This window comes from Candidatus Accumulibacter sp. ACC012, assembly GCF_907163155.1.
In the GTDB taxonomy this organism is placed as follows: Bacteria; Pseudomonadota; Gammaproteobacteria; order Burkholderiales; family Rhodocyclaceae; genus Accumulibacter; species Accumulibacter delftensis.
The window spans coordinates 17,150-38,494 of sequence record NZ_CAJQUC010000027.1 but is presented as its reverse complement, the minus strand read 5'-3'; the positions used below and the strand labels follow the sequence as shown (position 1 = coordinate 38,494).

General features: G+C 61.6%; 20 protein-coding genes and 1 pseudogene. 12 read left to right on the top strand and 9 right to left on the bottom strand.

What is annotated here, in order from left to right; translation table 11 throughout:
- Positions 1 to 609: 609 nt before the first annotated feature.
- The 7 genes and pseudogenes from QZ648_RS24630 to QZ648_RS24605 form a co-directional block, all read right to left on the bottom strand.
- Positions 610 to 2,208, bottom strand: coding sequence for a hypothetical protein (locus QZ648_RS24630; protein ID WP_291998585.1), 1,599 nt, complete (start codon positions 2,206 to 2,208; stop codon positions 610 to 612).
- Positions 2,208 to 2,528: a hypothetical protein gene (locus QZ648_RS24625; RefSeq protein WP_291998584.1), complete on the bottom strand. Its 321-nt coding sequence runs from the start codon at positions 2,526 to 2,528 to the stop codon at positions 2,208 to 2,210. The genes QZ648_RS24630 and QZ648_RS24625 overlap by 1 nt, the downstream gene beginning before the upstream one ends.
- A 99-nt stretch (positions 2,529 to 2,627) precedes the next feature.
- Positions 2,628 to 2,834, bottom strand: a pseudogene (locus tag QZ648_RS25230) (hypothetical protein); the annotation flags it as partial.
- A complete protein-coding gene (locus QZ648_RS24620; RefSeq protein WP_291998583.1) occupies positions 2,834 to 4,204 on the bottom strand; it encodes an HlyD family secretion protein in 1,371 nt (456 codons plus the stop codon). The pseudogene QZ648_RS25230 and the gene QZ648_RS24620, both read right to left, overlap by 1 nt.
- Before the next feature lie 564 nt (positions 4,205 to 4,768).
- Positions 4,769 to 5,191, bottom strand: a complete 423-nt coding sequence (locus QZ648_RS24615) for a hypothetical protein (protein ID WP_291998582.1) — start codon at positions 5,189 to 5,191, stop codon at positions 4,769 to 4,771.
- On the bottom strand, positions 5,188 to 6,534 hold the full coding sequence (locus QZ648_RS24610; RefSeq protein WP_291998581.1) for a recombinase family protein: 1,347 nt from the start codon (positions 6,532 to 6,534) through the stop codon (positions 5,188 to 5,190). Before QZ648_RS24610 ends, QZ648_RS24615 begins: the two co-directional genes overlap by 4 nt.
- Positions 6,531 to 6,965 (bottom strand): DUF2924 domain-containing protein, encoded by a 435-nt coding sequence (locus QZ648_RS24605; RefSeq protein ID WP_291998580.1) that lies wholly within the window; start codon positions 6,963 to 6,965, stop codon positions 6,531 to 6,533. The genes QZ648_RS24610 and QZ648_RS24605 overlap by 4 nt, the downstream gene beginning before the upstream one ends.
- A 488-nt stretch (positions 6,966 to 7,453) precedes the next feature.
- On the opposite strand from QZ648_RS24605, the gene QZ648_RS24600 reads away from it, so the two are divergent.
- A complete protein-coding gene (locus QZ648_RS24600; RefSeq protein ID WP_291998579.1) occupies positions 7,454 to 9,277 on the top strand; it encodes a DUF262 domain-containing protein in 1,824 nt (607 codons plus the stop codon).
- A gap of 222 nt (positions 9,278 to 9,499) precedes the next feature.
- Here the strand turns inward: QZ648_RS24600 and QZ648_RS24595 are convergent, their stop codons facing one another.
- Both QZ648_RS24595 and QZ648_RS24590 read right to left on the bottom strand, forming a co-directional pair.
- The gene (locus QZ648_RS24595; RefSeq protein ID WP_291998578.1) at positions 9,500 to 10,414 is read right to left on the bottom strand and encodes an ImmA/IrrE family metallo-endopeptidase; all 915 of its coding nucleotides are present in this window, start codon (positions 10,412 to 10,414) and stop codon (positions 9,500 to 9,502) included.
- On the bottom strand, positions 10,411 to 10,758 hold the full coding sequence (locus QZ648_RS24590; RefSeq protein ID WP_291998577.1) for a helix-turn-helix transcriptional regulator: 348 nt from the start codon (positions 10,756 to 10,758) through the stop codon (positions 10,411 to 10,413). Before QZ648_RS24590 ends, QZ648_RS24595 begins: the two co-directional genes overlap by 4 nt.
- A gap of 327 nt (positions 10,759 to 11,085) precedes the next feature.
- Here QZ648_RS24590 and QZ648_RS24585 point away from each other — a divergent pair, with 327 nt between their 5' ends.
- The 11 genes from QZ648_RS24585 to QZ648_RS24535 all read left to right on the top strand — a co-directional run bounded on the left by QZ648_RS24585 (position 11,086) and on the right by QZ648_RS24535 (position 21,229).
- Positions 11,086 to 12,252, top strand: a complete 1,167-nt coding sequence (locus QZ648_RS24585) for a hypothetical protein (protein WP_291998576.1) — start codon at positions 11,086 to 11,088, stop codon at positions 12,250 to 12,252.
- Between the two features lie 5 nt (positions 12,253 to 12,257).
- Positions 12,258 to 13,175 (top strand): hypothetical protein, encoded by a 918-nt coding sequence (locus tag QZ648_RS24580; RefSeq protein WP_291998575.1) that lies wholly within the window; start codon positions 12,258 to 12,260, stop codon positions 13,173 to 13,175.
- A gap of 352 nt (positions 13,176 to 13,527) precedes the next feature.
- Complete coding sequence (locus QZ648_RS24575; RefSeq protein WP_291998574.1) at positions 13,528 to 13,788, top strand: hypothetical protein; 261 nt, start codon at positions 13,528 to 13,530, stop codon at positions 13,786 to 13,788.
- Complete coding sequence (locus tag QZ648_RS24570) at positions 13,785 to 14,264, top strand: hypothetical protein (RefSeq protein WP_291998573.1); 480 nt, start codon at positions 13,785 to 13,787, stop codon at positions 14,262 to 14,264. The genes QZ648_RS24575 and QZ648_RS24570 overlap by 4 nt, the downstream gene beginning before the upstream one ends.
- Positions 14,261 to 15,127 carry an ATP-binding protein gene (locus QZ648_RS24565; RefSeq protein WP_291998572.1) on the top strand — a complete coding sequence of 289 codons (867 nt, stop codon included), beginning with the start codon at positions 14,261 to 14,263 and terminating at the stop codon, positions 15,125 to 15,127. The genes QZ648_RS24570 and QZ648_RS24565 overlap by 4 nt, the downstream gene beginning before the upstream one ends.
- A gap of 2 nt (positions 15,128 to 15,129) precedes the next feature.
- Positions 15,130 to 15,756 (top strand): hypothetical protein, encoded by a 627-nt coding sequence (locus QZ648_RS24560; protein ID WP_291998571.1) that lies wholly within the window; start codon positions 15,130 to 15,132, stop codon positions 15,754 to 15,756.
- Positions 15,757 to 15,768: 12 nt separating this feature from the next.
- A complete protein-coding gene (locus tag QZ648_RS24555; protein ID WP_291998570.1) occupies positions 15,769 to 17,442 on the top strand; it encodes a DEAD/DEAH box helicase in 1,674 nt (557 codons plus the stop codon).
- On the top strand, positions 17,439 to 17,882 hold the full coding sequence (locus QZ648_RS24550) for a DUF6511 domain-containing protein (protein WP_291998569.1): 444 nt from the start codon (positions 17,439 to 17,441) through the stop codon (positions 17,880 to 17,882). The genes QZ648_RS24555 and QZ648_RS24550 overlap by 4 nt, the downstream gene beginning before the upstream one ends.
- A complete protein-coding gene (locus tag QZ648_RS24545; RefSeq protein WP_291998568.1) occupies positions 17,882 to 18,637 on the top strand; it encodes a hypothetical protein in 756 nt (251 codons plus the stop codon). The genes QZ648_RS24550 and QZ648_RS24545 overlap by 1 nt, the downstream gene beginning before the upstream one ends.
- Positions 18,634 to 18,957, top strand: coding sequence for a hypothetical protein (locus QZ648_RS24540; RefSeq protein WP_291998567.1), 324 nt, complete (start codon positions 18,634 to 18,636; stop codon positions 18,955 to 18,957). Before QZ648_RS24545 ends, QZ648_RS24540 begins: the two co-directional genes overlap by 4 nt.
- Complete coding sequence (locus QZ648_RS24535; RefSeq protein ID WP_291998566.1) at positions 18,950 to 21,229, top strand: phage/plasmid primase, P4 family; 2,280 nt, start codon at positions 18,950 to 18,952, stop codon at positions 21,227 to 21,229. The genes QZ648_RS24540 and QZ648_RS24535 overlap by 8 nt, the downstream gene beginning before the upstream one ends.
- Positions 21,230 to 21,345: the final 116 nt, after the last annotated feature.

Below are 21,345 nucleotides of genomic sequence, written 5' to 3'. Positions count from 1 at the left end.
TAGTGGTAAGCATAATCCTTTGGTCCAGGGTTCAAGTCCCTGCGGGCCCACCAGACACGAAGCCTCAGCCGTTCTCGGCTGGGGCTTTTTGTTGCCCGCAACGCCAGTGTTGGCGGGTTTCCCGGCGCTGATGCCTTGGCTCGACCTGTGTTCTCGGGCGCGTTTTCGTGCCCTGCGCGGCCCCGATTCCTCTCTTTTCTCCGTTTGACCTTTGGCTGGCCAAAGGTCGCCATCATTGATTTCATTGCATTTTTAGGTTGGCAGTTGTGAATCAACAATGCCTGCCAAACGAAATGCGAACTCGGTCAGCGGTTTGTACCGTTTAGGGGGAATGGGAGGGCTTCGGCGGATTCGAGAGGACGCCAACGGTAGGTGGCCCCGGCTCGTAGTGGAGAGTGCGCGTCTCACCCACCCCAGGATTTGGGGAAGGTCGATCGCTCCAGTGCCACGCCACCCATGGTCCTCGATGGGGAATTGGGGGCCTCAATAGCGGCCATCGGCCACTTGCATTCCACAAGCTTCGTGTCTCCAGAAGACCGCTTAAGATCAGGAGCAGGTGTCACGACGTCGGCACTAACCCACGTGAGATAGAACGCCGATCCAAAGCAACTACCTTCCTGATCGCCGCCTTACCCGGATCGTCAGCGTTCCGAAGAAGTTGAGCTGTTCCTTGCCCCACAAGCCGCTCATGGTCGTGTGACCCCTGTACCTTTCAACGGTTCGTGTGCCGGTGGCCCCCCCCTTGCGAATCAACGCTTCGACCGCTTTCCAGGACGCCCGTGCTTGGGGCGAGGTATCGCCGTTGAACGACCCGACAGTCAGGCAACCAGCGCTCTGTCCTCGCATGCCAGGCCCATGAAACCGGATGTTGCTCAGGTCCTTTACGCCCAGCCAAGCCGAACTGACGTCAGCCTCATCATTGCCATAGTGCGAATCCTGCATCTCAAGCCTAAATTGATCATTCCCCTGAAGGATGTCGTACTTCCCAGGCGGCGCTGCGTTCCACACCGACTCCGTGGACGGCCCGGTCGTGCGGCCGGAGTGTACCGAGACCGTCAATGACTCAAGGCCCCGCCTCACGGTAAGGGTACCCGAATCCTGGTCTTGGTTCCGCACGAATTCAGCCTCTACGGCATAGTCTTGTGGTCCTTCCACATGATCGTTTGGAACATTCCCGAAGTGCCTCTCTTTCTTGTCAGTGGGTTCGGCGGGACGGACCTCCGGTCGCGTGTCACGCCTGTGTTCTGCACGCGGCCACGGCGTCTTGTTGTCCGCAATTGGATGCATCTGCCGTGGACGGTCAGGCGTCTCCGGTTTGGTCGTCGGTGCTTTCTCGTCGCGCCGGGTTGGGCTGCGCGAACCGTCAGAGTTCCGGCCTGGGCTGTCGTCTGGGGAAGGAGAGGGGTAGAGCCGGTTGCTTTCGACGCTGCGATGCTGTGCCGAGGGGTCCCTGCTGGCTCCGTGTATGCGGATACTAGTCTCACGAACCGGGACGCCGTTCTGCTCTTTCGCGTCCCATTCAACTAGCGTGCCGTCCCCTCGCCGCGTCATTCCATGGATGGTCGTCGTGCCGTTCCGGTCTGTCTTCGCCGCGACAACGGTTTTCTCCCCGTTGATGCCTTCATGCGTCACAATGGTACTTGTCTTGCCGTTCTCGGTCCCTGTGAGAACTTGAAGTTGCTTGCCCCCGACCTTCGCCAGCACAGCCTTCGAGTCGGATCTTGGCGCCTTGGCAAGGTTCGCTAGTTCCTGTTGCGTCTTGGTCAGCTTCTGCTGCCCCTTTGGGCCGTGGGACGCTCCCGGAGTCGCTGCTGACTTTTCTGGCGTCGGCCTCGACTCTTTGCCGCCAGCCTTCTGACGCGCAGCTTCCTTCGATTCCTTGCCGAACTTCGAATGCGCCCCCTTTGACTGTTCCTGAGGCCGCTGCGCCTCGCGGAAATGCTGAGTCCGCGCGGTATTCTTCAGACCAGCGTCGCGGCTCCGCAGTTGGGCTTCCTTCTGCCTAAGTTCGTGCTCGGCCCGTTGCTTCTCAGCCTTGGCCTTGTCTGTGGACGTCTTGTCGCTATCGCCGGGACCGGCTCGCTCCGGTTTCGTGTTCTTGTCAGGTTTCGAGCCCCCGTTCTTCTCCGTCGTGCTCTTGCTTGCCACATCACCCCTGTCCGGGGCAGCCTTCTCAGCCGGCTCTGTCTTGGATTTCAAGGTCACCATCAGAAGCCGCTCCACAGCCGCGCCAGCCTCAGCACCGTCTCGTGGGGACTACCCACTTCCGAAAGCGGCGTGACAACCGATGCGCGACCGCCGCTTCGACATTGGTTCATGCCGCCCGGCGCGTCCGCCTTCGCCGAAATCAACTCAATAGCATAACTTGCACCTGCCTGACCCGCTGAGTCGGTATAGGTTCCGGTCCTTTGACCGCTGCGGTGAACCACACTCGCCCCTCCACCGGTGTCCCGCAGGATCTGAACGGCCACTGGGTCAGTTTCGTCGAGCACGAGGTCAGACCAGTCCCACGTCACAACGACAAGCATGCCGAAACCCGGGACAGGAGAGATCCGAGGCTTCGGGGGCTCCGGAAGTTCCGTGCATGTTCTCAACTCCTGTGTGAACCCGGAGACGTTATCTTGGCTTCTGGCACGCACGCGCATGGCGTAGGTTCGGTTCGGCACAAGGTTTGTGAACGTGGCGCCAGTGCTCGCAACGGCCTGTCTCCTGGTTCCCTCAGATCCGTTGAGTTCAGCTTCGTAGTCTGCTGCACCTGCCGCTACGCCCCACTGGAAGGACAACGAGTCGGGCGCACGCGCAAGGGCTTGAACGCTTCCCGGGACGTCAGGCATCATGCCTTGCCGATGGTCAGCTCGGTTTCAAAGCGGTCAAACTGCAGGTTCAGTGGCAGGTGGATCATGCTCAGCGACGTATCCTTGCGTGTCACCTGCTGTCCGTCCGCGTTTGCAACCTCGATGAGGATGTCCCATTCGTCGTCATCGGCCTCGTGTCCGCGGACCGAAACGATCCTGCCCATCAATTTAAGGTCATCGCCACCTTCGAACAAATTCCTCACCTGTAACGCTACAGGGTCGCCGATGCTCACCAGCCCCTTAAATTGCACGAGCCCGACTAACAGGAGCTTTCTGTCGTCTTCCAGTCGCAGTACCGGCTCTCCGGCTTGCACGTACTCACCGAGGTCCTTGTAGATTGCGGTTATGCGGCCTGTGAACGGCGGAAGCATGTAGGTTTCGACGTACGCAAGTTGGTGTTTGCGAACATCCATTAAAAGCACTTGATCCTCGTTGTCGATCACATCCTCATAGTGCGCAAGGCGCATGCCGCGCACAAGCCGATCCTGCTGAGAGGCATCGATCTCACCGAGCGCGGACACGGACCCAATGCTTTCGTCGATAGATGGGTGGGCGTGCTCTGGTAATTCGGTCAAAGTAAGAACCGGCCGCTGGGTTGTCTCACTTACCTGTGTTAGAACGCCGGAAACTTTCGGATGTGCTCCCTCTACAAACGAGACATTCAACTCCTGCGCTACAGCTTGGAATCCTTTCCCATCAACAAAAGTCCGTGGACTAACCAACACCTCGTCAACCTGGTGCTTCATAGGCGGGTTCGGTATTCCGCCATCTTTGATAGTGATCCCGTATGGCGCAGTCTGCAATTGGTTCAGTGCGGAGAACGTCCTCACAACCGCCGGCGTGTCATTCTGATGACTGCTTGTCGAAGTGGTCGAGCTAACCACCGAACTGTGACTCTGGCTGTACGACTGCGCTAGTTCCTGGTGCCTCGTGGTAAATAGATCTTCTAAGTTCTGGAAGTCCAGAACGCGCGCAGCGTTCTCCTTGCGAAGAATCGGCCCGACCGCAGAGGAGTCGGCGAACTTGTGCAGGTACTGGGCATGGTGGCTCGCGATAGCCTGATCCAATTCGGCACCCAAGCGCTCATTGCGCAAGACGAAGAGGGCATCTGGGACGAGCGCCTTGTCGATCGAAGCGGCGTTGGCGGTCACCCGGCCTGGTGCCTTGGGGCCTACTGAACGCGCGCCGAGCTCCTGCTGTACGGAAGTCAGTAGAGCCCTGCCTGAGCGCACCAACGCACCCAAAGTGGCACCGTCGGATTGCCTGCCCAGCAGCCCCGACACGGCAAATGCCAGATCGGCCGACCTAAAGGGTCTAACCGCAAGCGTACGGATCTTCGCTGGCTTCATGAGCAGTCCTATCAGTTGGGCAGTAGCGCGCAGTTAAGGAACGTGTCACCGCCCCTACTGGAACGGGCAGTCACCCGCCGGACCGAAGACAGGTCGATCGAATAAACTTCACCGGCGTCTAGGCCCACTTCGCGTATTCGCGAGAAAAGGACGAGCCAGCGTTCGTGGATAGATAGCAACAAAGGCTCACCGATCTCTTCCACCTGCATGCACAGGATCCCACTGCCAACTCCGTGGCCAGCGCCTGAAGGGGTGCAGCCACCCCATACCGTAATGGTAGTGGAGGCACGGATCTTTCGCCTGTAGCTGAACATTATCTATCCTCTGCTTGGACGCCTGCTGAAAATCTCGTCAAGGATCCATCACTACACTAGGCGGACCACCCGAATCGTCCTAAGTGCGCCGAGGACAACGGTTTCCCCGGGCCGATTGAGGAGGATTAGGAACTAAAAGATAATGGTGGTTCCGGAAGCCGCCTCTGTCAAATTCAAGTTATTGATGGTGTTGGCGTAGTATATCGGCACTCCCGAGTTCGACTTGCGCCGTGCTAACGTTGATAGGACCCTACGTGTCGAATCCGCCGAACAGTTTCTTCTGCTCATCCCACTCCGCCGGCAGCTCGTGGTTCTTCAGCCAGCGAAGCGTCAGCGTCTTCGGCTGCCGACCGGCGAGGATGGCCTGCACGTTGGCCGGCGATAAGAGCGTCAGCCGAAGCAGTTCCCACACCGTGGTCGGATTTAGGCTTTCCCGGCGTGCAATGTCCGACCCGCTTTTCACGATGCCCTCGTCGAGCAACCGCTGCCAGTGGAATGCACGCGACAGCGCCGTGAGGATCGGCGTGTGGTGCTCCGCTGCCGGATCGGTAGAAGTCGCCGCCGGTATTACCACCTTGCGCCCGCCACTTCGCCTGATGCGGACCGGAATCAGCGTCGTGAGCTTCGCACCCTGCTGCTGGACGGCTGCGCCCGTCTGAATGATCCGCGTCATGCCAAGCACTCCTGCATCTGCTCGAACTCGGCCAACTCCGCGCCAATCGTGCCAGGCAGCATCTCACCCACCAGGGTGACCCATCCGACATCCCGCCAGGTAATTTCGATCCCCTCGTCGCGCAGGGTCACCCGCTCGATTAGCAAGTTGACGATGCGCTGGCGCTCGGCCGGAAAGAGCTGCTTCCATACGTCTTCAAGGTGTCGCAGGGCCAGCACCACTTCCGGCTCGGTCACTTGCGGCGTTGTTGCCGCGACCGTGTCGCACACTGACTGCACGATCTCCGGCGCCTTGAGCGCGGCATGTACCTGCGCCAACACCAACTGCTCGATGGGTTCCGCGGGCAACCGGCCGGCGCCCGTGGCCTTGGCGCCGAAGCGCACCTTACGGATCGGCGTGTAGTAGCGATACAGCTTGCCGTTGGCCTTGCGCGTGAAGGCGGGCTGGAAACGCTCGCCATCCTGCGTATAGAAGAGGCCGAGCAGCAAGGCCTCGGGCTGACGGCGTTGCAACGTCTCGGATGCGCGCTGTCGGTTGTTCTCCGCTAGGATGGCATGGACGGCATCCCAAAGGCATCGATCGATGATGGCCTGGTGCTGGCCGGGGAAATACTTCTCCTTGTGAAGGATCTCTCCGAGATAGATGCGGTTGTGCATCATCTTGTAGAGCATCTGCTTGGAGATCGGCCTCCCCGACTTGGTGGTCTGGCCGTCGGCGGTGAGATCCCGAACCATATCGGTCGTCGAGCGACAACGCGTGAAATCGGTGAAGATGCGCCGGACCAGACTGGCCTCGACTTCATTGACCACCAGCAGCCGGTTGCGCACGTCGTACCCCAAGGGCAAGGGTCCGCCCATCCACATCCCCTTCGCCTTGCTGGCGGCGATCTTGTCGCGGATCCGTTCGCCGGTGACCTCGCGCTCGAACTGTGCAAAGGACAGCAACACGTTCAGCATCAGCCGTCCCATCGAAGTGGTCGTATTGAACTGCTGGGTGACGGCGACGAACGACACCTTGTTGCGCTCGAACACTTCGATCAGTTTGGAGAAGTCGATCAGGCTCCGGGTCAGGCGGTCGATCTTGTAGACCACAACGATGTCGATCCTGCCGGCCTCGATATCGGCCACCAGGCGCTTCAATCCGGGGCGCTCGAGGTTGCCGCCGGAGAAGCCGGGATCGATGTAGTCGTCAGAAACGGGGATCCATCCTTCCGCGCGCTGGCTGGCGACCGAGGCCAGACCGGCTTCCTTCTGAGCATCAATGGAGTTGAAGGACTGGTGTAGCCGTTCGTCGGTCGAGACCCGGCAATAGACGGCACAGCGTTTGGGGACGGCGGTGTTCATGCGCGCACCTTCAATCCGAAGAAGGCCGGGCCCGACCAATGCGTGCCAGTAATCGCCTTGGCGGCGGCCGACAGGCTCTTGTAGCGCTTGCCGTCGAGTTCGTACAAGCCGTCCGATGTCACGATCACGCGGTACTCGTGGCGATCCCATTCGCGGATCAGCGTCGTGCCGGGCATCAGGCGCACCTCGGCGCCGCGCCCAACCTTGATCTTGGAATGTTGCTCGCCGCAGTCGGCGAGCTTCTCCTTGATCGCTTTCGGCAGGCCGCCGTGGGCGATCTCTTGCAGTCGGTAGGCGAGCCGGGCTTCGAGATAGCGCCGATTGACGCGCTGCGGTCGGCGCGCGAAGTGTTGATCCCACAAGGCCCACAGGTGGGTCAGGGACATTTGGGGTAGTGCCGCGAGTTGCGCAGCGACGGAAGGCGATGTCATCGTGGTACTCCCGGTGGTGAGGGAGTTGTATGAACGCGCTTGGGCGCCGAAAAGCCAAGCGGAAACTCGTTCTCTCTCGGGCGGGAGGCATGCAATCGGGCAATCGCCGTGGCGAGGATCGAAGCGGCCTCTCGCGCGCGCTCGCAGGCCGACAGCGATTGAGGTAGAGTGAGTTTCACGGTCATCTTTGGTATCCATTTGGGTTGTACAGACCGTTTACGATGATATGACCACAGAGTTTTCGGCGCGTGGTGTTTTGGAGTAGGCGTGAGTAAGAGAGCGGAGATTCACATCAAGAAACTCGGGTTTTTGGCGCTGAAACGCTGACCGGTCCCGTTGTGAGCGTGGCGGATGCAAGATGAGAATTAGAGTCTGTGGAGTAGAATCGGCAGCGTACTCGCGAGGAATGGCGAAGGACCGCTTCCGGCCATAGCAACTAGGTGGCAGCCCGTTGATAAACACGTTATGAATAACAAAAAGGCATAGGCATGAGCACCATAAAGATAGAGAACTTCTTCGCCGGCAAGACGCTAGTCATTCCCAGTTATCAGCGCAACTACGCGTGGGGTGAGCGCAACGTCAACGATCTGTTCGACGATGTAGAAGAAGCAATTGAGATTGGCGGGGGACATTATCTGGGCACATTCATTCTCTCCCAGCAGGACAAGGGAGCTCCGGTGTATGTCGTGGATGGCCAGCAGCGACTGACGACGCTGACCATGCTCCTCGATGCGCTGATTGATGCGGTCGACGACCGCAATATCAAGCAACACTATCGCAACATCTTCATTGAGCACCCGGTTACCGGGGCCAAGTTCCGTGTCCTTGGGGAAAACGAAGCGTTTTTCCGGCAGTTGTTGGAAGAGCGGCAACCGTCGCCGGAATCGGACGGTCAGGACCGCCTGCAGAACGCCTATCGCTGGATTCGCCAGCGGGTTCTTGCGCTCAAGACCAAGGGCAGTCAGGAACTGATCAAGCAGTGGCTCCTGTACATCAGCAACATGGAGGTCCTCGAGTTCATCGAACCCAACGAGGGAAAGGCAATTCGCATGTTCCAGTCGGTCAATGACAGAGGTGTGCCGCTGGCCAAGATGGATATCGTGAAGAGCCTGTTGGTGTACTACTCGAACCGTTACCTGAACGGTGACCTCGACGAGTACATCTCTCAACAGTTTGGGCAAGCATTCCGCAGTTTCAGCCGTATCAAGCGTCTGGGCGCTGAGTCGGGCTACAAGATTCGGCAAATCGACCGCGACGCCTTTCGCGAGGACGACGTCCTTCGTTACCATTACTTGGCATTCGATGGCATTGCCGGAGTCGCGGCGGGCGGCGACTACTCAGCTACGTCTCAAACGGTGCTGGAAACCTTTCTGAAACCCGCGTTGAAAGACTTGCGCGGGGACAACAGCAGGTTGGGTGAATTCATCAAGGGCTATACCACTGACCTCACGCGTTTCTTTGCTGGCCTGGAAGCGCTGGTTTTGGCGACGCGAAGCGACCGCCCGGCCTACTTTTTGTGGGTGATGCAAGACCTATCCGCCACGTTGTACCCTTTGGTCATACGGCTACACCTGAAAGGTTGGCTGAACAAACGGGCAGCTAGCGACCAGCGCAGTGGGATGGAAATTCTCGAACTGACCGACCTGCGCGTGTTCAAGTTGCGCGGCACCAACCCCCAGGCTGACATCTTCCGAATCACCCGCGACCTGCACCAACACTCCATCGACTGGGTCATCGACGAACTCCAAAATTTCTGCGACAGATTCATGCCTGACGCCTTGATGGTTTCCCGGTTGGTGGACGAAGACATGTACCGCAATCCTGCGCTCCCCAGAATGCTGCTGCGGGAGGAAGCGATGGCACGTGAGGCTGTGGGCGAGCCCGACCTCCAGTTGCAGGAGTTGGCCACACTAAATCAGAACGGGCTGACTGTCGAACACATCCTCCCGCAAGACCCGGGCAATAGCTTCAGCGTCGACAGCTATAAGTTTGCCAGCGACGAGGAGTACCTCCAACACAAGCACCGGCTGGGAAATCTCGTGTTGCTGGAAGGGAGCATCAATAGCGCCTGCAACAACCAAACGGTCGAAACCAAGATGACGGTCGCCAATCTCTACATGGCATCGTCCCTATGCGCCGTGAAGGCCGTGGCTGCCCAATGCGCTGGCAACGGGCACTTTGACAAATCACGGCTGGTTGTCCGCTCCCGGGATCTGTCCGGGATGATGATTGACCACTGGCCGATAAGGCAGCCTTTGCCGCAAGCCCCGACCCAATTCGCGTCTAACACCTCGGTAACTCTCCCTGCTTAGGACCGATTCTCGCGAGGCTGCACCCGTTCTCGTACCGGTCGTCTTAACTGGAAGTTTCCGGCTCTAGGGAGCAGTCTGCCGAGGGCTCGTTGACGCACTTACTGGCGAACTCGGCAGGTGTCATCCTGAATCGGCCAAGCCTTCCCAAACCCTTTGTGGCCGTTCGTTATGGCTCACTTGCCGACGTCCGGTAACGAACCCGTATCGGAGGGTCTGCAGCACCTACTGCCCGCCCTCGATGAACCGGTCGTAGGTGTCGAACGTACGGTCCTCGCCATCGCGCGCCCATCGCGGCTCGAACATGGGAACGATCAGCAACGTCAGCACGCGCTCGAAGGTGTCCGACGTGTGCTTCAATTCCCGCAGCATCTCGCCGTCAGGCGCATTTTTGAACCATCGCTTCGCCGGCACGAGTTGCCCCTCCGGGCACTGGCGCACCAGCGGATCTGCCGCCAGGGTGCCCACGAACTGTTCGACGGGACAACCTCTCGGTGCATCAAGCCACAGTCGCTGTAGCTTGGCCGGTTCGCTGCGCGACCAGCGTCGCATCATCCCGCTATCCCAATAGATTAGTACCGCACGTTCGCCGGTGATCTCGACGAAGCGGATACACATGGCTTCCAACGATACGCCGTAGGTCTTCTCGGCAAGTTCGCCGATGAGATCGAGGGTGCTCGTCGCTTTCTCGATCCGGGAACGAACGTGATTCGCCGGCATCAAGAGGTAGATGGCGAACTGGTTGGCCTGCGCCTCGATGTTCGGCTCGCCGGTATCCTTCTCTATGATCACGTCGGGGCCACAGCGAAACTCATTCTTCTGTTGGCTGTGGAGAATGTAATGCCCGAGTTCATGCGCCTTGGTAAACCGCTGGCGCTCCGGCAAGACATTCGTGGAATACGTGATCCACCATTCCTTGGCATTGTCCGGATTGCGCCGCAGGAAACCGTCGATGCCTTTCCACGGAGCGCCGTGCACCTGGGTGATCGGGTCGTCTCGCCCGTACATCGTGTGGCAGCCCTTCGCCAGCATCTCGACGTCAACGGGAAAGCGCGCCTCACCCCAAGGCTCGATCCAGCGGGCGACCTTGATCGCCGCTTTGGCTCCTGCCGTGTCCCGCTTTTTCGTGCTCTGGCTCACTTGTCCTTCTGCTTTCGGAAAAGCTCCAGCATCTGTCGGTAGGTTTCCTTGTCCTCTCCCGCCAGGTCCATGTAGCTCCGAAAGAACATGATGTCTTCCGGGTTGGCGTCGTCACCGAGAGCCTCTGGCGGCGCTTCGCCCATCAGATCGAGGAGATTGACCCCCAGGGCTTTCGCGAGGCTGTTCATCACCGTCGCCGAGGTGCGCTGGACGCGCTGCTCCGGGTTATTTTCCAGGGCCCAGATGTAGCTCTTCGAAACGCCGACCGCCTCAGCCAGTTGCTCCATGGTCATCTTACGTTCCTGCCGGAACCGGCGTAGCCGATGGCCGAACGTGCCGCTCACTGCCGCATCTCTCGTACTCCGGTGGTGGTCAACGGCGGCACAATAGCACGATAGAGAACTTCAGAGTACGTAATAGTTGACACGCGATTACGCGGATGTAGAATTGTCACTGAGTTCTCTTTAGTTGTACTGCACTCATACGATTGCGGCTTAGATGGACTCGTTCATCCGTCCGCTTGGAACCCGCCGCGACAACTGTGAAGAACGGAAGGCCGTTGGCGACGCTACCTGGCACAACAACAAGAAACAGGAGCATTACCTATGAGCACCAACTTTCGCAGTTTTCTTCGCAACCTCCCGGTCAATACCGACCTGATGCGTGAATTTTTGGCCGAGCAGCTCGTCGACCCCAAGGATTTCGTGGATTGGTCCGCCGACGAATCCACCGTGGCAGCAACGCTTGCGGATGCCATCGAGGCCCATACCGACACGGCCATCCGTGACGACGTGATTGCTGCCATTGAGCAGATCGCCCAACTCGCCGATGCGGCGGGAGCACAACAAATGGTGACGGTGTGCAGCACCGACGCCACCATCGTGGCCGCCTTCGAGAGCCTGGAATCGCCCGAGGAGCGGGCGCTTTGGCTCTATGTCAATAGCGCCGCAAAATTCAACGAGGCCGTCTTCGCACGATGGTTCGCCGAGGGGACTGCGCGAGACTCCTCGCAGCGTTGGGCGCTGCCGCCTCATCCCGGTCTGATCCTGACCGAAGGCGACCAGTACACCGTCGCTGCACAGGTGGCCTCGTTCTATGTGCGGCGATTTGGCTACGGTCGCAATTACCAGCCGTACGTCGTGCCCCGACACCGCGAAGGATCCCTGCTCTTCGTCATCGACCTCTCCGACCATGCGTGCAATCGCGCCGTCTGGGTGAACGGCAACCTGAAGCGCGGTCCGCTGATCCTCTCTCGCACCGTCGTGCTCAACTATCACCTAGCGACAGGCCGAAGTGAAACGGTTGCCCCAGGCGGGGAAGAGGCGCAGAAGGTACTGGTGGACGCCTTCACCGAGCACGGCCTGAAGAAGAAGGGAACCGCAAAGCGGATCGTCCGCGAGACATATCGCCTGGAATCGCTGCTGAATGGTGTGGACATTTTTGATCGGGAAGCCATCGGCATTCACCAGCCGCGCCTCAAGAGCATCGCGGTTCAAGACATGGAGTCCGGTCTGCGCAGCACTTTCGAGGTCATGGGGCGTGGCAATCGCGCTTCGGCCGAGCAACTGTTGAAGGTCGCGTACCCCTCTGACAATCCGCTGAACCGGAAATGGCTGATTTCCGGCGCGCACATCGAGTTGCCGTTCTACCCGGATGAAGGTCACGGCGGCACCACGAAAAAGACCCTCCGGCTGCGTTTCAACCGCAGAGGCCAGGCCAATCTCCACAAGTTCACGCAAGCGGAGCGCAACCTGATTGAGCCGCTGCTGGTGGAGTGGGGGTTGGTCACGGCGACCAAAGTCGCTTCGCCAGACGCCATCGAGGAAGCCAAACAGTGAGACCAGTGGCACCGCGAGCCCTGTCGCTCCTGGTCAGCCTGCTGGAAACATCGAGCGGGCGGGTCGTGGAGGACACGCTCGACACCGCCGACCGTGATGCCTTCGAGGTCCTCCGCGAAACCGGAGCACTCGTCGTGGCCGACGACGTGCCTGTCATTCTGTGCCCCGCGTGCGGCGATCAGGACGTAGCACCTCGAAGAATCGCCGGTGTGCTGCAGGGACTATGCCCGGACTGCGGATACGTCCCGATCACCAATGCTTCGCTGAAGGCATGGGCGTTCGACCCGTCGTGGTTGCTCGGTCGACTGCGCATGGCCTTCGGGATCGCCGCCCGGCAAGACTCGGTCGAACTGGTGCCTGGCACGCTCTGGAAGGTGGGTGATCACAAAACGGGGAAGCAGGCTCACCGCGTGCTCCTGGCCCGCCGCCTATCCGAACATTCCGTCCACAAGGCCTTCAGAGAGGCGCTGCTGGACAAGGTCGAGCGCGACAACGCGGTGATCATCAGCACGACACCGAAGTCGGCGGCGATGGTGAGCGACGTCTCGCTGCCCTTTGTCCATTTGGCCGAGATCGTGCACCTGCGCAGCGGCAAGCTGGAACTTGACGAAGAACGCTGGGCGTGGTGCCTGAAGCCCGCCCACTTGCGCAGCCACGCCGACAGCTCGGTCTTCTACGACGGGTATCGCGCGGCGATCGTCGGCGGAGAAGAGTACTCCTTCAGCGTGAATCAGGCGCTGGTGTTCGAGGCCCTTGACGGTGAGCCGGGAACGAAGCGCCTCGGTTCGACGATCATGGCTGACATCGGATCGCCCCAGCGCAACCCCAGAGCGCTCTTCCGGCACAACCCTCGCCAGATCGAGGGATTCGACCGCCTCGTGGCCTACGACGACTACGGCTTCTACTGGCTAAAACGCCGGTAGTCGGTTACCGGCTCTGGACCCTCAAATGCCCCGCCTCGTGCGGGGCATCGTCGTTTTGGGCGTCCAAGCCCGAAATGCGTCAATTCACGCCGCTTTTAACGCCGATTCTCCCGAAAGTGGGCTCTAGTATTTCTGTCGCCGATCCACTTCTGAAAGGAACTACGGTGACCACTCGAACCAGCCCCATGCCCTTGGCCGCTGCCAAGCGGCGCCTCCTGCGCGAGGTCGACCTCGCCGGGCACCACACCCCCAAAACCGCAAACTGCAAAATTCCCGCCGATTTTCCCGCCGGTTTTCCCAGCCTCGGGTTAGACCATACGTGTCGCCGATCCACTTCTGAAAGGACAAAACGGTGACACATCCCAGCATCCCGACGCCCTTGGCACCCGCCGAGCGGCGCTTCCTGAGCGAGAACGAACTCGCCAACCGGTGGGGTCTTTCCCCCAAGACGCTCCAGCGATGGCGCGGAATGGGTACCGGCCCTTTGTTTGCGAAGTTTTCCAAGAAAGTCTCGTATCCCATCGAGGGCCAGGGCGGCATCCTCGATTGGGAACAACGCATCCTGTACCGCTCGACGTCCGAACGCGCAGTCGACGAAGGGAGGCGCTCATGAGCGCCAATGCCCTCCATCAGCTCCTGGCGACCCCCGCCAGCGAACTCGCCGAGCAGACCAGCGAGTCGATCTTCCGGATCAAGAGCGACGCCGCCGATCTGTTCGCTGCCGCCAAGACCATCGTCGAGCACGTCGACCGGGCCGTGGAGTTGAAGTACGTCCACCGCGCCCGGCAGCTGCGCCTCGCCGCCAGCAAGGACAGCGGCGTCGTGCACTTCGACGACGACCAGGTGCGCATCACCGCAGACCTACCGAAGAAAGTCGAGTGGGACCAGAAGCAACTGGCCGACATCACCCGCCGTATCGCCGCCAGTGGTGACGACCCGTCCCAATACGTCGAGGTCACCTACCGCGTCTCCGAAACCAAATTCAACGCGTGGCCGGAGTCGCTCAAGAGCGCCTTCGCCCCGGCACGCACCCTCAGAACCGGCAAGCCGGGATTCCGGCTTGCCCTGCTCAAAGGAGCAATCGAATGAGCCTCCCCATCATCAGCGCCGATCAGCGCCTCGCAGAAAAACGCGGCGTCAAGGGCGTCCTCGTCGGCAAGAGCGGCATCGGCAAGACGTCGCAACTGTGGACCCTCAATCCGACGGCGACGCTGTTCTTCGACCTCGAGGCCGGCGACCTGGCGGTCGAGGGCTGGGCCGGAGACACCATCCGCCCACGCACCTGGCAGGAATGCCGCGATTTCGCGGTGTTCATCGGCGGACCGAATCCAGCGCTGCGTGAGGACCAACCCTATAGTCAGGCCCACTTCGATGCAGTCTGCGCGCGCTTCGGCGAACCGTCGGTCCTCGACCGGTACGACACCGTCTTCGTCGACTCGATCACCGTCGCCGGGCGGCTGTGCCTGCAATGGTGCAAAGGACAGCCGCAGGCCTTCTCCGAGAAGACCGGCAAGCCCGACAGCCGCGGCGCCTACGGCTTGATGGGTCAGGAAATGATCGCCTGGCTCACCCACCTCCAGCACACGCGCGGCAAGAACGTCTGGTTCGTCGGCATCCTCGACGAGAAGCTCGATGACTTCAATCGCCGTGTGTTCTCGCTGCAGATCGACGGATCGAAGACCGGCCTCGAGTTGCCCGGGATCGTCGACGAAGTCGTCACCCTCGCCGAGCTGAAAGCCGACGACGGCACGAGCTACCGCGCTTTTGTCTGCCACACGCTGAACGCCTGGGGTTACCCGGCCAAGGACCGCTCCGGACGACTCGATGCCGTCGAAGAACCGCACCTTGGCCGCCTCATGGCCAAGATCGCCGGCCCAGGCAGACCCGCAGCCGAACGCCTCGACTTCGCTCGCCCCGTCGCCACCCCCTCTCTTCCCACTCAGGAGTCCTGATCATGAGCTACTTCGATTTCAACTCGGCTTCCGAACAAGCCAGCTTCGACCCGATTCCCAAGGGCACCCTCGTACGCGTGCGGATGACCGTTCGTCCGGGCGGCTTCGACGACCCCGCGCAGGGGTGGACCGGCGGCTACGCGACGCGCAACGCACAGACCGGATCGGTCTATCTCAACTGCGAGTTCGTCGTCCTGGAAGGTGAGTTCGCCCGCCGCAAGCTGTGGTCGCTGATCGGACTCTCCAGCCCCAAAGGTCCAGAGTGGGCAAACATGGGCCGCAGCTTCATGAAGGCGATCCTCAACTCGGCACGCGGCATCCATCCCGCCGACAACAGTCCCGCGGCGCAGAGCGCCCGCCGCATCGCTGGATTCGCCGAACTCGACGGCATCGAGTTTCTGGGCAAGGTCGATTGGGAGAAGGATCAGCACGGGCAGGACAAGAGCGTCATCAAGTCGGCCGTCACGGCGGATCACAGGGACTATGCCGCGCGGATGGGTGCTGCCCCACGCGCACCCGCGGCGTCGGGCGGCTTTGGCAGCGGTGCGCCGGCAGCACCGATGGCACCCGCAGCCTCCACCCCGCCAGCGGCGTCCCGCGTGCCCACGCGTCCCGCCTGGGCACAGTGAGGAGGCACGGCCATGATGCTCCGACCGCGCCAGCGCGAATTCGTCACCCGTTCTATCGAAGCCCTGCGAACACACGGCAACACCCTCGGGGTCGCTCCTACAGGCAGCGGCAAGACGATATGCCTCTCCGGCACCGCCGGTGAATTCCTCACTCATCCCGACGCCAAGGCCTGCGTGCTGGCCCACCGCGACGAACTCACCGCACAGAACCGGAGCAAGTTCTCGCGGGTAAATCCTGGCATCGCGACATCGGTGTTCGATTCCCACCAAAAATCCTGGGCCGGCCAGGCCACCTTCGCGATGGTCCAGACGCTGGTGCGCAACCTGGATCAGATGCCGACCCTGGACCTGCTGGTCATCGACGAGGCCCACCATTGCGCCGCGCCGACCTATCGGCAGGTCATCGACAAGACGCTCGCCAGAAATCCCAAGGCGCTGATCTACGGCGTCACGGCGACGCCCAATCGCGGCGATGGCAAAGGCCTGCGCGAGGTGTTCTCGAACGTCGCGGACCAGATCCGCCTCGGAGAACTCATCCGTTCCGGCCACTTGGTGTCACCCCGCACCTTCGTCATCGACGTAGGCACCCGCGAGGCACTCGACGGGGTGAAGAAACTCGCAGAGGACTACGACATGAACGCTGTGGCCTCGATCATGAACAACGCCCCGGTCAATGAAGCCGTCGTGCGGCACTGGAAGGACAAGGCCGCCGGTCGCAAGACTATCGCTTTCGGCGCCACCGTTGCCCATGCCGAAGCCGTTCGCGACGCCTTCCTCGCCGGCGGCGTGGCAGCGGCCGTCGTGCATGGCGAGATGTCCGAGGCAGATCGCAAGGCGACGCTCGTCGCCTTCGAGACCGGGACTACCACGGTCCTCGTCAATGTCGCGGTGTTGACCGAAGGCTACGACTACACACCAACCGCCTGCATCGTCCTGTTGCGCCCGAGTTCCTACAAATTGACGCTGATCCAGATGGTCGGACGCGGGCTGAGGGTTGTCGATCCCGCCGAGCATCCCGGCGTGGTCAAGACCGACTGCATCGTCCTCGATTTCGGGACGGCCTCGCTCAAGCACGGCAGCCTGGAGCAGGAAGTCGATCTCGATGGATTCGAGACCGGTGGCGAGGCCCCGACCAAGACCTGTCCCGCATGCGACGCCGAGATCCCGCAAGCGTCGCGCGAGTGTCCGCTGTGCGGGCACCTCTTCGAACGGGAAGAAACAGGCGACGAGAAAGCCGCTCTCGAAGACTTCGTGATGAGCGAGATCGATCTCCTGAAGCGCTCGAACTTCTCTTGGTGCGACCTCTTCGGGGACGACTGTGCCCTGCTCGGCGCGGGTTTCAAGGCCTGGGCCGGAGTGTTCTTCCTCGAAGGCCGCTGGTACGCGGTCGGCGGCCAAGGGACAGTGCCGGTTCGGCTCCTGGGTGTCGGCGAACGCACGGTGTGCCTGGCGCAGGCCAACGACTGGCTCAACGATCTGGAAACGGATGACGCCGCCCACAAATCCCGGCGTTGGCTGAGCGAGGTGCCGACCGAGAACCAGTTGCGCTACCTGCCGCCAGCGCTGCGTGCCGATTTCGGCCTGACCCGCTACCAGGCGTCGGCACTGCTGACGTTCCGGTTCAACAAGCACGCTATCCAGCGGGTCGTTCATGCCGCCAATCAGCATCACCTGGAGGCCGCATGACATGCGCCGTCTGCTCTCGCGAAGCGCGCGGCTTCGGCATCTTCAACCCCGCGCTACAGCGCACCGATCCGCGGCGCTTCCTGGAGCGCTGGGTGTTCTGTTCGATGCGCTGCATGGAGGCGTTCTCCAAAGTCATGGGACGGCTGACCGGACTTCAGGAGGGCGCCGTGCTTGATCCCTCCGATCTGGAAATTGCCGCCATGCGCTCGGGCCTGGCACCCCTCGGGGATTACGTCGCTTCGATCGGGATGGAGCGGCCTCTGGCCGACTACGGCAAGGCGGAAGTCCTGCGCCTGGTCGAGGTCGTGATCGACGCCTATCAGGCGCACATGCTCATCGAGCACGAACGCCTGGCGGCGACCGATCGCGCCTTTCTCGAACAGCGCCTTGCGGCCCAACCCTTGCCGGTGTCCGGCACCCCTACAAGGATTCCCTTCTGATGATCGATCTGAACCACCAACCCAGGTTTCACGAAAAGGTCACCGCGCTCGTGGATGCCGCGCTGCAGGCGGAAAGTACCACACGCGAAAAGCGTCGGTATCTTGGCGCCTCCCGTCTCGGCGTCGCCTGCGAGCGTGCCCTGCAGTTCGAGTATGCCGATGCGCCCGTCGATCCCGGGGCCGAGTTCGCCGGCCGCACGCTGCGCATCTTCGACGTCGGGCATGCGCTCGAAGAACTCGCCATTCGCTGGCTGCGGCTGGCCGGGATCGACCTCCATACCCGCCGCAAGGATGGCGGGCAGTTCGGTTTCTCAGTGGCCAACGGCCGCATCCGGGGGCACGTCGACGGCGTGATCGCTGACGCGCCCGCCGATCTCGGCCTGACGTTCCCAGCGCTGTGGGAGTGCAAGACGATGAACGACCGGAACTGGAAGGCCTGTGTGAAATCCGGAGTGGCGGTCAGCAAGCCCGTGTATGCGGCCCAGGTGGCGATCTACCAGGCGTACATGGAACCGGCAATCGCCGGCATTTCCGACAACCCGGCGCTGTTCACCGCGATCAACAAGGACACGCAGGAACTGTGGTTCGAGCTCGTGCCGTTCGACGGCGGCCTGGCGCAGCGCATGTCGGACCGCGCGGTGCGGGTGATCCAGGCGACGGAGGCCGGCGAACTGCTGGCGCGCATCGCGACCGATTCGAGCTACTACGAATGCAAGTACTGCTCGTGGGCCACTCGCTGCTGGAGGGCGGCATGAACGCTCCCGCGCCGGTGGCCGTGCTGACACCACCCTGTTCCCGACCGCTGGTTGGGACGGGGACGGTCGAGCGACTGCTGCTTCGCCACGTCGATCACGTGTACCCAGAGTCCCGGCTTTGTGCCGGGGTCATCAAGCAGGCCTTTGTGGACCTGCGCAGTTCGTCTTCGGGTACCCGGCGCGACGCACGACGCTTCTTTCGTGACGGCCGTCTGAATGCCTGGTGCGACGTGCTCGGCCTCAACCCGGACTTCGTCCGTGAGATCGCCCTGAAGACCGGCTATCTCCCCCTGAATTCGAAGGAAGAACCGCATGCTTGACTACAACGATTCCGAGTTCCCAGCGTTCCAGGCCGCCGAAGGCGCCCGGGACGAACTGCGCGGGGCACTGCTCGCCCGTCTGCAAAGTGTGCTTCGGCACCTGTTTCCAACTGGCGAAATCCGGGGCGGACGATTCACGATTGGCGACGTGCTCGGCAACCCGGGTCGCAGCCTGGAAGTGGTGCTGGACGGCGACAAGGCCGGGCTGTGGACGGACCGGGCAACGGGCGAAGGGGGCGACATCTTCGATCTGATCGCCCGTCAGCGCGGCCTGGATTCCCGGAATGACTTTCCCCGGGTGATCGAGGAAGCGCGAGCGCTGGCCGGGTGTCCGGTCGTGGTGCCGCCGAAACGGCAGCGCAGGAAGGAGATGCTGGTCGATGATCTCGGCCCGGCGACCGCCAAGTGGGACTATTTCGCGGCCGACGGCAGCCTGATCGCCTGCGTCTATCGCTACGACCCACCCGGAGGGCGCAAGGAGTTCAGACCTTGGGACGCCCAACGGCGCAAGATGGCGCCGCCCGACCCGCGTCCGCTCTACAACCAGCCGGGGATGGTTGGCGCCGAGACCGTGGTACTCGTCGAAGGCGAGAAATGCGCGCAGGCCCTGATCGACGCCGGCGTCGTGGCGACCACTGCGATGCACGGCGCGAATGCGCCAGTCGACAAGACCGACTGGACTCCACTGAACAGCAAATGCGTCCTGATCTGGCCCGATCTCGACAAGGCTGGGTGGGACTACGCGATGGCCGCGGCGGACGCCGTGCTGATGGCCGGTGCAGGGTCTTGCGAAGTCTTGATGCCACCGGATGACAAGGCTGCGGGGTGGGATGCGGCCGACGCGCTGGCGGAAGGATTCGATCTGCCCACGTTTTTGGCCAGCGGTCCGCGCATCACCATTCAACCACCGTTCCAGGAGGAAGCCGAGGAACCCGACGAGAATGCGGTCTGGGCGACCGACGACGCCTTGGCCCTGTCCTTCACTCGGCGCTATGCGCTGGACTGGCGCTACTGCGCGCAGTGGGGCAAGTGGCTGGTGTGGACCGGCAGCCGCTGGCAGCCGGACGAAACCTTGCTGGTCACTCATCTGATGCGGCAGGTTTGCCGCGAGGCCTCATTAAACGCGAACGCGCACCGACTGGCCGCCAAACTCGCCTCGAGCAGCACGGTGAGTGGCGTCGAACGCCTCGCACGCAGCGAACGAAGACATGCCGCGACGTCGGCCGAATGGGACGGCGATCCGTGGCTGGCCAACACGCCCGGCGGGGTGGTCGATCTACGCACCGGCCGACTGCGGCCGCACGACCGGGCCGACCGGATGACCAAGATCACCACGGCCACGCCGAACGGCGCGTGTCCGCGGTGGCTGGCGTTCCTGTCCGACATTACCCGCGGTGATGCGGAACTGATCACTTACTTGCAGCGGGTCGTCGGCTACTGCGTGACGGGTGTCACCTCCGCGCATGCCCTGTTCTTTCTCTACGGCACCGGGGCCAATGGCAAGTCGGTGTTCGTGAACGTGATCACCACCATCCTCGGGGACTACGCCGCCAACGCGCCAATGGATACGTTCATGGAAGCGCGCACTGACCGGCATCCGACCGACCTCGCGGGGCTGCGCGGCGCCCGTTTCGTCTCCTCAATCGAAACCGAGCAAGGGCGGCGCTGGAACGAGTCGAAGGTGAAAGCGATCACCGGCGGCGACAAGGTCTCGGCGCGCTTCATGCGCCAGGATTTCTTCGAGTACGTACCGCAGTTCAAGCTGGTTATCGCCGGCAACCACAAGCCCTCGATCCGTAACGTCGATGAAGCGATGAAACGCCGGCTGCACCTCATCCCGTTCACCGTCACCGTGCCGCCGGAGAAGCGCGACGGCAAGCTCACCGAGAAGCTCCTCCAGGAGCGCGACGGCATTCTGGCCTGGGCCGTAGAGGGGTGTCTCGCCTGGCAGCGAGGAGGGCTCAAGCAGCCGGCCTGCGTGTTGTCCGCGACCGACGAGTATTTCGAAGCCGAGGATGCGCTGGGGCAATGGATCGACGAGCGCTGCCTGCTGGCAAAGTCCTGTCGCGAAGGGGTCTCTGAACTCTTCGCCGACTGGCGTGAATGGGCGGAACGTGCCGGCGAGTACGTGGGCTCGGTCAAGCGATTCTCCGAGTCGATGGCGGCGCGCAAATTCGAGAAGTGTCGTCTGACTGGTGGCGCTCGTGCGCTCACTGGACTGTCACTTCGCCCCCACCCTGGTAGCCCCGCCTACGCCTATCGCGATGACTAGAAAAATCGGGGAGTGACGGTTTTGACAGGCTTAAACATTAACCGCCCTTACGTACACGTGTACACGGTAATGGGTAAGCCCGTCCGATCCGTCACGCACTCAAATGACATGGAGCA

Excerpts from the sequence above, each read along its gene's own strand:
- QZ648_RS24535 (WP_291998566.1), top strand. The coding sequence starts at position 18,950 with ATGCTTGACTACAACGATTCCGAGTTCCCAGCGTTCCAGGCCGCCGAA.
- QZ648_RS24545 (WP_291998568.1), top strand. The coding sequence starts at position 17,882 with ATGATCGATCTGAACCACCAACCCAGGTTTCACGAAAAGGTCACCGCG.
- QZ648_RS24600 (WP_291998579.1), top strand. The coding sequence starts at position 7,454 with ATGAGCACCATAAAGATAGAGAACTTCTTCGCCGGCAAGACGCTAGTC.
- QZ648_RS24605 (WP_291998580.1), bottom strand. The coding sequence starts at position 6,965 with ATGACATCGCCTTCCGTCGCTGCGCAACTCGCGGCACTACCCCAAATG.
- QZ648_RS24610 (WP_291998581.1), bottom strand. The coding sequence starts at position 6,534 with ATGAACACCGCCGTCCCCAAACGCTGTGCCGTCTATTGCCGGGTCTCG.
- QZ648_RS24560 (WP_291998571.1), top strand. The coding sequence starts at position 15,130 with ATGAGCTACTTCGATTTCAACTCGGCTTCCGAACAAGCCAGCTTCGAC.
- QZ648_RS24565 (WP_291998572.1), top strand. The coding sequence starts at position 14,261 with ATGAGCCTCCCCATCATCAGCGCCGATCAGCGCCTCGCAGAAAAACGC.
- QZ648_RS24540 (WP_291998567.1), top strand. The coding sequence starts at position 18,634 with ATGAACGCTCCCGCGCCGGTGGCCGTGCTGACACCACCCTGTTCCCGA.
- QZ648_RS24555 (WP_291998570.1), top strand. The coding sequence starts at position 15,769 with ATGATGCTCCGACCGCGCCAGCGCGAATTCGTCACCCGTTCTATCGAA.
- QZ648_RS24620 (WP_291998583.1), bottom strand. The coding sequence starts at position 4,204 with ATGAAGCCAGCGAAGATCCGTACGCTTGCGGTTAGACCCTTTAGGTCG.
- QZ648_RS24570 (WP_291998573.1), top strand. The coding sequence starts at position 13,785 with ATGAGCGCCAATGCCCTCCATCAGCTCCTGGCGACCCCCGCCAGCGAA.
- QZ648_RS24550 (WP_291998569.1), top strand. The coding sequence starts at position 17,439 with ATGACATGCGCCGTCTGCTCTCGCGAAGCGCGCGGCTTCGGCATCTTC.
- QZ648_RS24630 (WP_291998585.1), bottom strand. The coding sequence starts at position 2,208 with ATGGTGACCTTGAAATCCAAGACAGAGCCGGCTGAGAAGGCTGCCCCG.
- QZ648_RS24625 (WP_291998584.1), bottom strand. The coding sequence starts at position 2,528 with ATGCTTGTCGTTGTGACGTGGGACTGGTCTGACCTCGTGCTCGACGAA.
- QZ648_RS24615 (WP_291998582.1), bottom strand. The coding sequence starts at position 5,191 with ATGACGCGGATCATTCAGACGGGCGCAGCCGTCCAGCAGCAGGGTGCG.